This window comes from Aeribacillus sp. FSL K6-1305, from assembly GCF_038050115.1.
Lineage (GTDB): Bacteria > Bacillota > Bacilli > Bacillales > Aeribacillaceae > Aeribacillus > Aeribacillus composti.
Genome location: NZ_JBBOQV010000001.1, coordinates 574265 through 588679, shown reverse-complemented (window position 1 = coordinate 588679; position 14415 = coordinate 574265). Strand labels below are relative to the sequence as shown.

Here is a 14415-nt window from a genome sequence, read left to right as displayed (position 1 = left end):
AGATTTTTACATTTCTTCTATTTAGTCGCTTTTAGATAGCTCACTCATTTATTATATCATTTATAAACTTAATCAATTGACAACAACGTGCAGCATACATAAAATACAATTAAACAGATCGGAATAAAAGTCAGAAAGGAGATACCTTTGGCAATTAAATTGACAACTGTTTCCATCTTTGTTTTCATGATTATCTCATGGCTGTTTGGCATCTATTCGCTGTCAAAGTTTTACACACCAACAATCATCATCCCGATTTTTAACAATTATTATTGGTCTACTCCATTTGTCGGAATGTTAGGTTTAACTGTTTTCTTTTCCATCTTATCAGTAGCAGCATTTTTTATCTTGAAATATAAAAATTTTAGAAAACGAACTGCGATCTATTCTATAGCCTCCATTTTATGGATAGCTATTATCGCTGGGCAATTTAAAATTTTACTGTTTAATCTCGGGATTTGCCATTAACTTTATGATATTATTAAACTTTAACTCATTCTAACTGGACCAGGAGTGAAGAAATTGGAGAAGAAGCTAGAGAAAGCAACATTCGCCGGAGGCTGTTTTTGGTGCATGGTAAAACCTTTTGACCAGTGGGACGGCATTGTGAAAGTCATCTCCGGTTATACGGGCGGGCATGTTGAAAATCCTACTTATGAACAGGTCAAAACAGGGACAACTGGGCATTATGAAGCGGTACAAATCGAATTTGACCCAACGGTGTTTCCATATGAGAAGCTCCTTGAAATTTATTGGCAGCAAATCGATCCGACCGATGACGGCGGACAATTCCACGACAGAGGCAGTCAGTACAGGACAGCCATTTTCTATCATTCAAATGAGCAAAAAACGCTGGCAGAACAATCTAAACTCGCCTTAGCCAAAAGCGGAAAATTCAATAAACCGATCGTAACCAAAATTTTACCGGCTGCGCCATTTTACCCAGCAGAAGAATATCATCAAAATTTTTATCAAAAAAATCCAGAAGCATACAAAAAAGATCGGGAAATTTCCGGACGGGATGAATTTTTGCGAAAGCATTGGAAATAAAAATGATCGAAACAGTAAAATCTTACAATAGATTTTACTGTTTTTTTGAATGGCCATCACTGATTATGCATTCATTCAGCTTCCTGATTTCCGGACATCCAAACGCATTTGTGTAAACGATTCCATTTTGTGTGTCAATGCAGCCTCTCACTTCCAAAATGTTACAAACGAAATTTTGAAAACGTTTAACAAAAATGATTGACTATTTTTTTAGCATAACTTATTATTGTAATTGACAAAAAATTACGAATATTACCAAAGAAAGGGGATGGTACAATGGAAACATTCGGAAAGGAAAAAGAACAGGGGGAGCGCATTCTCGATTATGAGAAAATTGTTGCAACGAGCAAATTTCAACAGTTGATTCAAAAAAAGCGGAATTTTATTGTACCCATTATAATCGTTTTTCTCATCACTTACTTTTTATTGCCGATTCTCACGGGTTATACATCCATCTTGGAGCATAAAGCAATCGGATGGATTACATGGACGTGGCTCTATTCGCTTGGTCTTTTTGTCATGGTTTGGGTGTTCGCTACGATGTATGTAAAAAAAGCGGAAACATTTGACCAATTGGCGGAAGAAATTATTGAAGAAAATATAAAATAAAATAAGGGGGCTGCACTTTCATGAGTGTACCAGCATTTATTCTGTTTTTAATCATCCTTTTAGTCACGTTATATATCACGTATTGGGCTGCAAAAAGAACAAAAACCGCAAACGAATTTTATACAGCCGGCGGAGGCTTGACTGGGTGGCAAAATGGACTTGCGATAGCTGGAGACTATTTATCAGCCGCATCATTTCTTGGTATCGCAGGCGCCATCGCATTGAATGGATTTGATGGTTTCTACTACAGCATCGGCTATTTAACCGCATATCTCTTCGTTCTATTCATCGTTGCAGAGCCTCTCAGAAATTTAGGAAAATATACACTCGCAGATATGATCAACTCAAGATTCAGTGAAAGAAAAGTCCGTGCAACAGCTGCTCTTAGTTCCATCACAATTGTTATATTTTATATGATCGCACAGCTTGTTGGTGCAGGTGCACTCATTAAATTGTTATTGGGGATTGAGTATTGGATCGCCGTATTGATCGTTGGAGTCATGATGACCATTTACGTATTATTTGGTGGAATGACTGCAACTAGCTGGGTGCAAATCATAAAGGCTGTATTGCTTATGGCAGGAACGGTCATTATTTCATTCCTAGTTTTATTGAAATTTAACTTTAATATCGTTGGCATGTTTAACGAGATGTCACAAGCGACTCCACACGGCGAAAACTATTTGCATTCAGGAATTGTATTTAAAAATCCGCTCGATTTACTTTCAATGATGCTTGCCTTAGTGTTGGGAACGGCAGGGCTTCCTCACATATTAATGCGCTTTTTTACCGTTAAAGATGCACAAGCTGCACGTGCGTCAGTAGTTAATGCAACTTGGGTTGTCGGAATCTTTTATGTCATGACAATCTTCTTAGGATTCGGTGCAGCCAAATTTGTCGGTTCAGAAACGATTATAGCCGAAAATCCTGCTGGAAATATGGCGGCGCCGCTGCTTGCGAAAGCACTTGGAGGAGATTTCTTAATGTCCTTTGTTTCTGCAGTAGCTTTTGCAACAATATTAGCTGTTGTTGCAGGTTTAGTTTTGTCTGGTGCGTCCGCATTCGCGCACGACATTTATGGACAGATCATTAAAAAAGGAAAAGCTACGGAAAGACAGCAAGTGTTAGCTGCAAGATGGGCTTCTGTAGGCGTTGCCGCATTTTCAATCCTGCTAGCCCTTGGCGCTCAATCATTAAATGTTGCATTTCTTGTGTCTCTTGCGTTTTGTGTAGCGGCAAGCGCTAATTTGCCCGTCATTGTTTATACGATTTATTGGAAAAAATTTAACACTGCCGGAGCGGTCACTGCCATGCTGGCTGGTTTAATTACAGCGATTGTATTAGTGTCAATCAGCCCAAATGTCATTCATCCTGAAGCTGGAAAAGCCTTTTTTGTCGGCGATCCTATTTTCCCGCTGACAAACCCAGCGCTCATATCAGTACCAGCAGGTTTTATCGGTGGTTTGATTGGTACGCTTGTTTCCGCCAAGCGGGATGAGAAAAAATATGCTGAAGTGACGTTTAAAGCCAATACTGGATATAAAGAAGCCGAAATGTAAGCGCTTGAAAAATAGATGAAGGGGGTGTCTGATAAGTCGTTTTTACGGCTTATTGACGCCCCCATTAATGTTTTAGAAACGTTGATATATCGGTGTTGTTTTCAATGGCGATTTGACTTTCTGGACAGCCCCCTTCAACTTTAAAACATGAAAAAGCCCATTTGAAATCATTAAAAAATGGGCTTTCATAATTTCCTAATGAAAAAAACAATCCGTTCTCGTGCTTCTTCTGAATCCTTTCTCTGTTTTATATGCGTCAAAACGAGATGAGCAGATCTTTGTTTCACACTTTCTGTATGTTGCTTCCCCTCATCTTTCCAGCAGTATTGGATCAGAAAAATTCGCCAAATCAAGTGAGATCATCTGAAAAATGCTAGAAAGACGCGGCAGTCGCTTCTTTCTAGAAATATGTGCAGCTATGAATAATATAGGAAAATCTGTCCAATTTTTAATTTTTTGAAAAAGGGGGCAGTTAGTGACGTCAAATTTTCATAATGCCGCCTGTGCTAGCAGATGTAACCAGTTTGGAATAGCGAGCTAAGTAACCGGTTTTCACTTTTGGCTCAAAGCCTTTCCATTCCGTTTTTCGTTTGTTCCATTCCTCTTCTTTAACATGCACATCAATCGTCCGTTTTTCAATATCGATCACAATACGGTCTCCTTCTTTTACAAAGGCAATCGGTCCGCCTTCCGCAGCTTCAGGTGATACGTGACCAATCGATAAACCGCGGGATGCACCGGAGAAACGTCCATCCGTGATGAGAGCAACTTTCGGTCCAAGACCCATCCCAACAATTTGTGATGTCGGCGCAAGCATTTCAGGCATTCCCGGGCCTCCTTTAGGACCTTCGTAGCGAATGATGACAACATCCCCTTCTTTTACTTTTCCTTTCGCAATTCCTTCAAGCGCTTCCTCTTGAGAATCAAAAATTACGGCAGGGCCGTCAAAATGAGTGATTCCTCCTTGAACGCCGCCTGTTTTAATGATAGCGCCATCTGGAGCTAGGCTTCCAAATAATACGGCAAGTCCGCCTTTTTCAGAAAACGGATTATCAATTGGGCGAATAACGTTGTAATCTTTTACTTCGCATCCGGCAATATTTTCACCGAGCGTTTTTCCTGTTACCGTCATGCAGTCTAAATGAAGAGTTCCTTCTTTTTTCGTCAACTCATTTAATACGGCGGAAACTCCCCCAGCTGCATGTAAATCTTCAATATGAACATCAGATGCCGGCGCAAGCTTTGCTAAATGAGGCACTCTTTCCGCCACTTCATTGATCCGTTCAAGCGGATAATCAACGCCTGCTTCATTGGCAAGGGCTAAAGTATGCAAGACCGTGTTGGTCGAACCACCTAACGCCATATCTAAAGCAAATGCGTTATCAATTGCTTTTTCCGTCACAATATCACGAGGTTTTAAATCCATTTCGATCAATTTCATTAATTGTTTTGCCGTTTGTTTGACAAGTTCTTTCCGTTCAGGCGAAACAGCTAAAATCGTTCCGTTCCCTGGCAGGGCCAAACCTAATGCTTCAGACAAACAGTTCATTGAGTTTGCTGTAAACATGCCTGAACAAGATCCGCAAGTCGGACAGCCGTACATTTCAAGTTCTTTTAATCCGTTTTCATCTATTTTTCCTGATTGATAAGCTCCTACTCCTTCAAAAACTGAAGATAGGGAAATTTTCCGGCCGTCGCTTGTTCTTCCGGCAGCCATCGGCCCTCCGCTGACAAAAATCGTCGGAATGTTAATCCTCATAGCTGCCATCAACATACCAGGCGTAATTTTGTCGCAGTTCGGAATGCAGACCATGCCGTCAAACCAGTGTGCATTGACGACTGTTTCAACAGAATCAGCAATAATTTCTCGGCTTGGCAGTGAATAGCGCATGCCGATATGCCCCATTGCAATTCCGTCATCGACACCGATCGTATTAAATTCAAATGGCACGCCGCCAGCTTCGCGAATCGCTTCTTTTACAAGCTTTCCAAATTCTTGTAAGTGAACATGGCCTGGAATAATGTCCACATATGAATTAACAACCGCAATAAACGGTTTATCAAAATCTTCTTCTTTTACACCAGCTGCGCGCAACAAGCTTCGATGCGGTGCACGGTCAAACCCTTTCTTGATCATGTTGCTGCGTAATTGCGCCAAAATAAATCCCCCCGCTTTTAATTCCTTTTTTAATTTTCAATTAATTTTAATATTTAAATATTATACTACTATTTTATTTTTTTCACAAAGGTTTTTATTATGGCCTTTTTCATTAAAAAAAGAGGAATCGTATGAGCCGCTTCCTCTTGTCATTGCAAATAATCAATCTCCATCAAATAAATCCCCAATTCCGCCTAAAATGCTGCCTTCATCTTTGCCTCCACTTTGCGCGGCCAAAACTCTGTCAGCTAAACGGCTGAAGGGCAATGATTGCACCCAAACAGAACCCGGTCCACGTACGGTTGCGAAAAACAGACCTTCGCCGCCAAAGAATGCCGTTTTCACTTTGCCGACAAATTCGATATTGTAATCAACATCTTTTGTCATTGCTACTAAACAGCCTGTATCAATTTTAAGTTTTTCTCCTGGGAGCAAATCCTTCTGGATAATCGTTCCGCCTGCATGAAGAAAAGCTAATCCATCTCCCTCAAGCTTCTGCATAATAAATCCTTCACCGCCGAAAAATCCTGTCCCTAATTTCCGTTGAAATTCAACTCCGACGGAAACCCCTTTTGCAGCGCAAAGAAATGAATCCTTTTGACAAATGACCTTCCCGCCGAATTCCTTTAAATCAAGCGGAATAATTTTTCCGGGATACGGAGCGGCAAAGGAAACACGTTTTTTTTCCATCTGATGATTTGTAAACACTGTCATAAATAAGCTTTCTCCAGTAATCAAACGCTTCCCTGCGCCAACCAGTTTACCTAATAAACCTTTTGATTGATTACTTCCGTCACCAAAAACTGTTTCCATTTCAATACCATCGTCCATCATCATCATGGCGCCGGCTTCTGCTATGGCGCTTTCGCCAGGATCAAGTTCAATTTCGACAAATTGCATATCGTCTCCATGAAGTTTGTATTCAATTTCATGAGCGACCATAGTTTCACCCCAATAATTGTAATTTTTTGAATATGTAATATACTCATCATAGCTCTTTTTCATCCATATTGCCATAATTTTTTTAAGAATCTCTATGACCATAGAACCAGTGCATAATACCACTTTGAGCAATCCGTTCGATTTCTTTTTTTAATCGGGCTTCGGTGCAATATGAATGTTTTGTCCTAGGCAAGGAAAAAGAATTGCTTGCAGCAAAAAAGCCAAAGGATTAACGGCTGCTCAGTTAAACGATATATCTACTTCATTTGCAAAATGCAGATGTAACATAAAGTTTGATAAATAATCGTCTTATATTAAATTGAAAGTTTGATCAAACATCCTGTTTATTTAGGATTTATCCTTTAACATTAGCATTGCATAAATATAGTTAGAATTTTCTGTTAATTAATTTTTGTGAATTTGTGCCAAAAAGACAAAACCTAAAGAAAGGTGGCACTGCCCATTTGGTAAATATATACAGTTAAACCAGAGCGACAACGACAAAAGGGAGATTATGGACTGGCTCGCCCATCAAATTTTCGCAACCAAACATAAGCTGGTTTCCACAGAGCTCTCTTTAACCAACGAGTAATTCGAAGTAGGGATTTCTTACTTTTCATCTCCAATTGAATGAGAACATGTAAGCAATACGTGATAAGGGCTAAGAAAATTTGATTTTGAATAGCTGTTTCACTCATTCCATAAAAGTGCTTAATTTCCACGTGTTGCTTGAGCCATTTGAAAAAGAGCTCAATAGCCCAGCGAGATCGGTAAATATCACTTATCTCTTCTGGTTTTAAATCAAATCGGTTGGTGATGAAACGAAGTAAGTTCCCTTTTGTGTCCATAACTTCTAGTAGACGATAGACATTTTCAGTACGATTTTGTGTGGTACCAATGTAGACCATTTTATCGGATAGAACGTGACAATCATCAGGAAGTGAAAATGTATAGACTTCACGAATGACTGCGTTTTTCTTCAGTCTTGAAACGAAGAAATAGCCATCATCTGTCATCCGATCAAAACGTTCATAGTCCACATAACCGCGGTCAAACACATACATGGCTTCTTGATCATCCACTAGGACTTCGAGTTGATTTCGGTCATGTTCTTTTGCTGTCGTAATCACTGCTTTTTCAGGATAGACGGTGTCTTTATCCATGAAAACGAGCCGTAAGTGTAGCTTTACACCAGCTTTTGTTTTACGGAATTTTGCCCATTTATAATGGGTCAAATTCAACGGGAGTGTACTTGAATCAATGATTTTCAGTGGCATATTCTTTCCGTTTTGATAATGGTGCCGTTGAATTTTCCAAACAAGATCCAAGAACAAATTTGCAAGAATGAGTGGGTTGATCTGATTGTTTTTTCGGGATAGCTGAGAGGCACTTATCGATTCAAATCCGAGTGCTTTTTGAAGATCTTCGTCTACAAGTGCATCACTCATTTCCTCTAAGCTCGTAAATTCGAGCAGCTGGGCTACCAATAAAAGTTTAATATAGGCTTCTGTTGTCAGCTTTTTTGTGTAATAGTCCTGTTTCAATTCTTTGACTTGTTCGCTAAGTTTTTGAATATTTATGGGTGAAACCCATTTACCAAATGATGAAATTAGTGTATTCTTGTCCATAACGCTTATCCTTTACGATTGGATTTGGACAGGAACCACCTGTACTTCCATTGTAAAGGATTTTTTTGTTTCGAAATCAATAAAAAATTGAACATTCTTATTATTTTGAATCATCAGATTTAATTACTGCAATGCTAGTGATCCTTTAAAAAAGCAAAACAGAATTTGATCGAATTTAATCGATTTAGGAGCGAGAAAATCAGCCTCTAAATCCGAAAAAACTAATGAGGTATTGGTACAGCTCGAACAGTTAATACAGGGCTGACCAGTTTATAAAGATAATATAAAAAGTTAATTGATGAAATTATCTGAGTAATAGATTTTCGAATAAACTAACATCACTGGATATGGAATATTCGTTCTGGATCGCTGCTGAAATAATTTCGCAGAAGCAATTTGAGAAATTATAGATAATACCTTTTATTAGGTGTATTTTTATTTTTACTTCAACAAAGGAAAGCAGCTGCAAATGAATCTTATCGTGCAAATAATATAGAATGATTTCTTGTCTTTGATAAAAATTCCTATGTAAAGCTGGAGAATAGTATGTGAAACATACACTTCAACAATTCGGGGCTTTAGTTGAAAACATCTGAGCCTTCATCGTAAAAAAATTAAAGATTGAAGAGAGCTTTTTCGCCAAAAACAAATGCTCAATCCCTATCATGTGCAGAACTTCCATTTTCGGATTCTCACTTATTTGATCACATTTACTTTCTCTGCAGCCGTGAAAGGCTGTAATCATAAATATCTTCATGTCAACACAAAGGAGGGCATCGAAACTTCCAGCGCTCAAAACAATTGATGTCCTCCCCTTCCTAGCTTTATTCAGTTAACTTTTTCCAATACTAATTCAAGACAAATCCGAGCATTCGCTCCTAAATTGCTCGTCATTCTTTGTCGATAACTTTTACGGTCGTAAAATCGGCAATATAATGGAGCCCTGAACAGCTCGGAATTTTCAGATCTATCAATCAACATCAAGTCCGTTGTTCCTCTAAAAGCCGTTTATGAATCCAAATCGCTGCTTGGATTCCATCCCCCATTGCGATTGCAGCTTGTTCCGAGTGAGCCGCAACGTCTCCGGCTGCCCAAACATTTTGGACGCTCGTTTCTTTCGTCCGTGCATGGATGACTAGATGCTTATTTTCTAATCGCTCGGCGCCGAGCTGAGCGGCAAGATCTGAATGAACGCGATTGCCGCCAAATCCGAGGAAGCCTCTATCCGCGAAAAGGCGTCTTCCGCTTTCCAATTCAACTCCCTTAAACCATTCACCGTCTCTCATCACTTTCGTTAACCGTTCTTTTATGTATTCGATATTTTTATTAGAAAGTTCATTTTTTAATGCAGCATTAATTTCTTCTCCATCATGATTCACGTACTGAATGTCTTTCGTCCAGTACGTTAGTGAGAGAGCCAGCTTCGCTCCTGCTTTTCCTGCCCCCATTACAATGACCGATTTCCCATCTACTTCATATCCATCGCAATCAGGGCAAACATATACCGAAATGCCTAAACAATGCTTTATTTCTGACAGCACTTCTGGTATGCGGTCGGTAACCCCTGTTGCAATCAGCAATTTTTTTGTTTTGTATATGCTGCGATCGTCCGTTTCGATAAGGAAATCTTTTCCTTGCTTTTCGACTTTTGCTGCCAGCTTTTTCAAAAATTTTACTCCGTATTTTTCTGCATGTTCTCTTCCAAGAGTACGCAGTGTCTGTCCGCTTACCCCGTCAGGCCACCCTAACAAATTATGATAGCTTCTGCATAGCGTCGATCTTCCGTTCATCTTGTCGATGACTAAAACATTATGTTTATACCTTCCAAGCATAATGGCCGCAGATAAACCGGCGATCCCGCCGCCAACAATGATGCAATCGTATGTTTTCACTTTTCCACCCTTTCAGTCAACCTTGCAAAAAAGGCGTTAATGTTTTGATCATTTCAGCTATTTTTTTTCTATTTTTTATATACATGTTTTTCGCTTCCGTATTTTCAGTTTGCAGAGCGTATAATTCAAAATCTGCCTCCACTTTTTTAAGGGATGAAAGAAGAAGCTGTTTTTCAACAGGTTCAGGCACTTTTACTTTATCATCATATAAATCAACAGTGAGTTGTCCATATGAATCGACTTGGGCTAAAAAAACATTCTCGACGGCGACTCCTAATTGATCGAGTTTTTCTTTCAGCCATCTTCGATTCAAACCGGTCGTTGAAAGAGCTTCGTCCATAATTTTTCCGTCCATTATGACGGTTTGCGGTTCTTTAACAGGGGCAACGTTCGTTTTGATATCTCCTACCGTTATAGGCTGTTTTTCTTTTTTTAGCAAAATACTCAGTTCACCAGTAGTTTCCAAAATAGCAAATTCCACATCACTGGCATGATGGACATTATTTTTCCTCAATTGTTCCAACAAAGCGGCCAAAGGATATTTTTCTTTCTTTAAATTTTCCTCCATGATTTTTCCGTTTTTAATAAAAACGGTCGGTTTTCCTTCAATAAATTGCTGAAACGACGGACTTTTCATGGAAATGAATGAAATAATAACCGGAATCATCACCCATATGGCAATGCTGATAATACCGTTTGTTAAATTTAAATTCGTATCCATTGACAGTGTCCCGGCAATGTCACCAATGGTAATGCCGACGACGTATTCAAAAAAGGAAAGCTTGGAAAGCTGTTTTTTTCCCAATAGTTTGGAAATGAAAAATAATCCAGCTATTATGGCAAGTGAACGAATAATGACTTCAACCCACTCTGGCATGTTCATCCCTCTTTTCAAAAGCCTTTATACTCAGGTTCCTCAAACTCCAGCTCTCCAATTCGAGACTTTACATCATTGATAATTTCTTCAGATATTAACATGTTTTCGTGAAAAACTCGTTTCGTTTCTTCATCAGTTGACGTAATGGCCAAGTTTTGCAATCCCGCATGAATGCTTTTTAAACTGGCCAGCGTTTGCTTGACCTGTGATGCTACTGTCAATCCAATCACCCCTTTGGTTTAAATAAAAGCGCTCCGATAAAACCAAAAATAATAGCTGCTGAAATACCGGAGCTAGTCACTTCAAACATACCTGTTAAAACGCCGATCAATCCATGTTTTTCTGCTTCTTGCAACGCTCCATGAACGAGAGAATTTCCGAAGCTTGTAATCGGAATGGTTGCACCTGCACCCGCAAAATCGATAAATGGTTCATAAAGCCCGAAACCGTCCAAGATGGCTCCAATCACGACAAAAGTACTTAATGTATGAGCAGGTGTTAAATGAAACACATCAAACATGATCTGTCCAATTACACAAATTAATCCGCCTATGACAAACGCCCAAAAAAATGACGCAACCAAATGTTTCACCCCCTGAATTCAATGGACACAGCGTGTGCAATGCACGGAATGGTTTCATTTTGCTGGAACGTTAGCGGAGAAAGCAGCGCCCCAGTTGCGACAGCGAGAATTCGCTTCAGCTCGCCTTTTTTCATCCGATTTAATAAATGGCCGTATACGACAATTGCCGAGCAGCCCGCCCCGCTTGCACCGGATAAAACTGGTTGTCCTTCCCGATAAATCATTAAACCGCAATCCTGAAATTTTTCCTCATCCATTTGAACTCCATTTTTTTCAAATAATTCAAGAGCGACGTTGCGTCCGATTTTTCCTAAGTCGCCTGTTACAATTAAATCATAGTAGTCCGCATCAATATTTAAATCGCGGAAATGCGCTTCTATCGTATCAACTGCTGCCGGCGCCATCGCACCGCCCATATTAAACGGATCAGACATGCCTAAATCGACCACTCTGCCAATCGTTGCCGAGGTCACGGCAGGTCCTTTCCCTTCATTGCTTAACAAAGCAGCTCCTGCACCCGTGACTGTCCACTGTGCAGTCGGTGGCTTTTGCCCACCGTACTCGGTCGGATAGCGAAATTGTTTTTCGATTGCCGTATTATGGCTGGCCGCACCAGTCAGTAAATATTTTGCTCCGCCGTAATTGACGATAAATGCGCTTAATGCCAGCCCTTCCATCGACGTAGAACAAGCGCCGAAAATGCCGAGATAAGGAACGCCGAACGTTCTTGCTGCAAAGCTGGACGGGGTGATTTGATTCACTAAATCTCCGGAAATAATAAATTCCACCTGTTCTTTTTCAATGTTTCCTTTTTCTATTGCTTTGTAAAACGCTTCTTCAAAAAGCACTTTATGAGCTTTTTCATAAGAGTCCTCACCCAACCACAAATCTTCGTGAAGAAGATCAAAATCGTCGGCTAGTCTGCCATTTGCTTCAAACGGCCCGCCAACGGTAGCGGTTGAAATGATCACGGGTTGATTATGAAATACCCAAGTGCGATGTCCTTTCAGCATTTCAAAAACCACCCCATTTAATTAAAATCGTTTTGATTAAAGCAACTACAAATGCAGAAAATGTTCCAAATAAAATAACAGATCCGGCCAATTTAAACATGTTCCCGCCTACACCGAGGACAAATCCTTCTGTTCGGTGCTCAATCGCTGCAGAAATAACAGCATTTCCGAACCCTGTGACTGGTACAGCGCTTCCGGCACCGCCAAATTGAGCAATCCGGTCGTAAACACCAAATCCGGTCAAAAGCATAGATAAAAAAATCATCGTGGCAACAGTCGGATTTCCAGCGGTTTGTTGAGTAAAATGAAAAAAGTACATGTAAAAAAACTGTATCGCTTGTCCGATGGAGCAAATAATTCCACCGACTAAAAAGGCTCGTAAACAGTTTTGGACAACAGGTCTTTTCGTTTCATTTTTTTTCTCCAATTGATAGTATTCCTGCATGATTTTCGTTTGAAGTTTTCTTTGCTCATTCGCCATCGAAAACACCTTCTTATGTTTCTTCTCTGCTCAATTGAATAATGTTTTCCACTTTCTTGTTCATTTCACGCTTGTCCAGATTTTCCAGTTTGTTAATTAATTTTTCTGTTTCCCAATAAATTTTCATGTCGCTTGAAACGGTGACATCATAATCTCGGAAAGATTTTTTTAATTTTTTTTCAATTGTTTTTTCCTTTTGTTTTAATTGAAACCGTTTCATATGATCTAATTGAAAAGCAAGCAATAGCTTGCGGTCTGTATTGACGCTTATGGCTTTGGGAACTCCATCATAGCTTTCCGCTATTTCCTCCGCCTTTTTCGCGACCTTTTGATTAAAAGGAGCGTTCTTCGTCGAATAATTGATTTTTGTCGGTTGTTCTAAAGTCGGATCGACCATATCGTTCTGTTGGCATGCTGAGAAAACAAAAAGGAAAGTGAAAAAGAATATAAAATGTTTCATCCTGACCAGCTCACTCTTATTTGTGATGTGTTGAAAAGGTTGGTAAATACCAACCTTTACTGTTGTTTATATTGAGGCTCTTCATTCTGGATTTGCTGCAAGCGGGTATTAATCAAATCAACAATTGACTGTGTTTGCTGCGCAGCCTGTTGATAAATCTGTTTTGCTTGCTTGTTTTCCGTTTGCAGTGCAAACGTTTCAAAGCTTGCTTGAGCACTTTTTAATCCTGCTAATGTTTGTTGAACTTGAGTTGAAACTGTCAATGTCAATTCCTCCTTTTTGTTGTTACAAGTTTAATATTTCCTAAATGCCCAAAAGTAAAAAAGGGATGTTCTTCCCTTATATCCATTTTATTCTGTATTATTATTTTGATTTTTCAGGCATAATGACAGCAGGTGCCGAACCAGTCCCGCCGCTGTTGTAAAACTGCGGAACTTTTCCTTCAATAAATAAATCACCAATTTTCACTGAATTTTCTATTTCCATATCTTTTGAAATCGAAGGAATAATGACGTTAATTTTAACTAAAATGTCCATATAAATTTCTAAATAAGCGTTATTAATGCCAATTTCCTTATATTTTGTGCTAATTTCTGAATTAACTGAACCAATAAGTTCAAAGCGTACGGGAACTTCAGGACCTAAATGGGAGATGAGCGCATTGTTCGTTATTAATCCGAGTGGAATATGATAAACCAGGCCTTTTCCATCTGGGTTTTGATTGACGGGGATGCCGTCTTCCGATTCCACCTCCACATTCCCATCCAAATATTGCTGAATATAAACGGTCGCATCTGAAATAAGACGGTTATAAATTTGGGAATTAAAGCTGTAAGTCGCCGTTTCGTCTGATTTCTTTTCATGAATAATGATCAATTCCTTCATATCAAGTTTTTCTGCTATTTTTTTCGAAACAGCATCATGAATTGCATGTTCGGCAATTTGCCTCGTCTTTGTTTCCGCTATTCTGACCAATGTCGGTTCAATAATGGCATTGATCAGCCATAAGCTGTATGCTGTCAAAACATTGAAAATGACAAATGTAATTAAAAAAACATATTTAGCCGGCAGAGGGCCGCGTCTTCGTCGTCTTCTGAATTTTCGGTACAAAAGAATTTCCCTCCCTTTGTACCAATATATGTAGAAAAGAAAGCTGATTAGAA

General features: G+C 39.4%; 16 protein-coding genes. 4 read left to right on the top strand and 12 right to left on the bottom strand.

What is annotated here, in order from left to right; all coding sequences use genetic code 11:
* Nucleotides 1-147 precede the first annotated feature (147 nt).
* The 4 genes from NST97_RS02770 (at nucleotide 148) to NST97_RS02755 (ending at nucleotide 3218) form a co-directional block, all read left to right on the top strand.
* On the top strand, nucleotides 148-468 hold the full coding sequence (locus NST97_RS02770; protein WP_339195486.1) for a hypothetical protein: 321 nt from the start codon (nucleotides 148-150) through the stop codon (nucleotides 466-468).
* Between the two features lie 54 nt (nucleotides 469-522).
* Nucleotides 523-1050 (top strand): peptide-methionine (S)-S-oxide reductase MsrA, encoded by a 528-nt coding sequence (msrA, locus tag NST97_RS02765; protein ID WP_341342898.1) that lies wholly within the window; start codon nucleotides 523-525, stop codon nucleotides 1048-1050.
* Nucleotides 1051-1326: 276 nt separating this feature from the next.
* A complete protein-coding gene (locus NST97_RS02760; protein ID WP_063389591.1) occupies nucleotides 1327-1659 on the top strand; it encodes a DUF485 domain-containing protein in 333 nt (110 codons plus the stop codon).
* A 20-nt stretch (nucleotides 1660-1679) separates the two neighbouring features.
* Entirely contained in the window at nucleotides 1680-3218 is a 1539-nt protein-coding gene (locus NST97_RS02755; protein ID WP_340733668.1) for a solute symporter family protein, read from the top strand.
* A 481-nt stretch (nucleotides 3219-3699) separates the two neighbouring features.
* Here the strand turns inward: NST97_RS02755 and ilvD are convergent, their stop codons facing one another.
* The 12 genes from ilvD to yunB form a co-directional block, all read right to left on the bottom strand.
* Nucleotides 3700-5376, bottom strand: coding sequence for a dihydroxy-acid dehydratase (ilvD, locus tag NST97_RS02750; protein ID WP_340733667.1), 1677 nt, complete (start codon nucleotides 5374-5376; stop codon nucleotides 3700-3702).
* Between the two features lie 162 nt (nucleotides 5377-5538).
* Nucleotides 5539-6318 carry a TIGR00266 family protein gene (locus NST97_RS02745; protein WP_341342897.1) on the bottom strand — a complete coding sequence of 260 codons (780 nt, stop codon included), beginning with the start codon at nucleotides 6316-6318 and terminating at the stop codon, nucleotides 5539-5541.
* A 512-nt stretch (nucleotides 6319-6830) separates the two neighbouring features.
* Nucleotides 6831-7946, bottom strand: coding sequence for an IS4 family transposase (locus tag NST97_RS02740; RefSeq protein ID WP_341342896.1), 1116 nt, complete (start codon nucleotides 7944-7946; stop codon nucleotides 6831-6833).
* Nucleotides 7947-8926: 980 nt separating this feature from the next.
* Nucleotides 8927-9838 (bottom strand): NAD(P)/FAD-dependent oxidoreductase, encoded by a 912-nt coding sequence (locus NST97_RS02735; RefSeq protein ID WP_144597008.1) that lies wholly within the window; start codon nucleotides 9836-9838, stop codon nucleotides 8927-8929.
* A gap of 16 nt (nucleotides 9839-9854) precedes the next feature.
* Nucleotides 9855-10715, bottom strand: coding sequence for a DUF421 domain-containing protein (locus tag NST97_RS02730; protein WP_066246610.1), 861 nt, complete (start codon nucleotides 10713-10715; stop codon nucleotides 9855-9857).
* A gap of 14 nt (nucleotides 10716-10729) precedes the next feature.
* Nucleotides 10730-10936, bottom strand: coding sequence for a DUF1657 domain-containing protein (locus NST97_RS02725; protein WP_063389730.1), 207 nt, complete (start codon nucleotides 10934-10936; stop codon nucleotides 10730-10732).
* A 5-nt stretch (nucleotides 10937-10941) separates the two neighbouring features.
* On the bottom strand, nucleotides 10942-11298 hold the full coding sequence (gene spoVAE / locus NST97_RS02720) for a stage V sporulation protein AE (RefSeq protein WP_063389729.1): 357 nt from the start codon (nucleotides 11296-11298) through the stop codon (nucleotides 10942-10944).
* Between the two features lie 5 nt (nucleotides 11299-11303).
* Nucleotides 11304-12311 (bottom strand): stage V sporulation protein AD, encoded by a 1008-nt coding sequence (spoVAD, locus tag NST97_RS02715; protein ID WP_063389728.1) that lies wholly within the window; start codon nucleotides 12309-12311, stop codon nucleotides 11304-11306.
* Between the two features lies 1 nt (nucleotide 12312).
* Nucleotides 12313-12792 carry a stage V sporulation protein AC gene (gene spoVAC, locus NST97_RS02710; RefSeq protein WP_063389727.1) on the bottom strand — a complete coding sequence of 160 codons (480 nt, stop codon included), beginning with the start codon at nucleotides 12790-12792 and terminating at the stop codon, nucleotides 12313-12315.
* Between the two features lie 13 nt (nucleotides 12793-12805).
* Complete coding sequence (locus tag NST97_RS02705) at nucleotides 12806-13252, bottom strand: YhcN/YlaJ family sporulation lipoprotein (protein ID WP_063389726.1); 447 nt, start codon at nucleotides 13250-13252, stop codon at nucleotides 12806-12808.
* Between the two features lie 56 nt (nucleotides 13253-13308).
* A complete protein-coding gene (locus NST97_RS02700; RefSeq protein WP_066246606.1) occupies nucleotides 13309-13515 on the bottom strand; it encodes a DUF1657 domain-containing protein in 207 nt (68 codons plus the stop codon).
* A gap of 100 nt (nucleotides 13516-13615) precedes the next feature.
* Nucleotides 13616-14362 carry a sporulation protein YunB gene (yunB, locus tag NST97_RS02695; protein ID WP_063389724.1) on the bottom strand — a complete coding sequence of 249 codons (747 nt, stop codon included), beginning with the start codon at nucleotides 14360-14362 and terminating at the stop codon, nucleotides 13616-13618.
* Nucleotides 14363-14415 lie beyond the last annotated feature (53 nt).

What these genes read in the sequence shown, in the direction of transcription:
- spoVAD (WP_063389728.1), bottom strand. Translation starts at nt 12,311, where the DNA reads ATGCTGAAAGGACATCGCACTTGGGTATTTCATAATCAACCCGTGATC.
- NST97_RS02740 (WP_341342896.1), bottom strand. Translation starts at nt 7,946, where the DNA reads ATGGACAAGAATACACTAATTTCATCATTTGGTAAATGGGTTTCACCC.
- spoVAC (WP_063389727.1), bottom strand. Translation starts at nt 12,792, where the DNA reads ATGGCGAATGAGCAAAGAAAACTTCAAACGAAAATCATGCAGGAATAC.
- NST97_RS02705 (WP_063389726.1), bottom strand. Translation starts at nt 13,252, where the DNA reads ATGAAACATTTTATATTCTTTTTCACTTTCCTTTTTGTTTTCTCAGCA.
- NST97_RS02755 (WP_340733668.1), top strand. Translation starts at nt 1,680, where the DNA reads ATGAGTGTACCAGCATTTATTCTGTTTTTAATCATCCTTTTAGTCACG.
- NST97_RS02730 (WP_066246610.1), bottom strand. Translation starts at nt 10,715, where the DNA reads ATGCCAGAGTGGGTTGAAGTCATTATTCGTTCACTTGCCATAATAGCT.
- NST97_RS02760 (WP_063389591.1), top strand. Translation starts at nt 1,327, where the DNA reads ATGGAAACATTCGGAAAGGAAAAAGAACAGGGGGAGCGCATTCTCGAT.
- NST97_RS02745 (WP_341342897.1), bottom strand. Translation starts at nt 6,318, where the DNA reads ATGGTCGCTCATGAAATTGAATACAAACTTCATGGAGACGATATGCAA.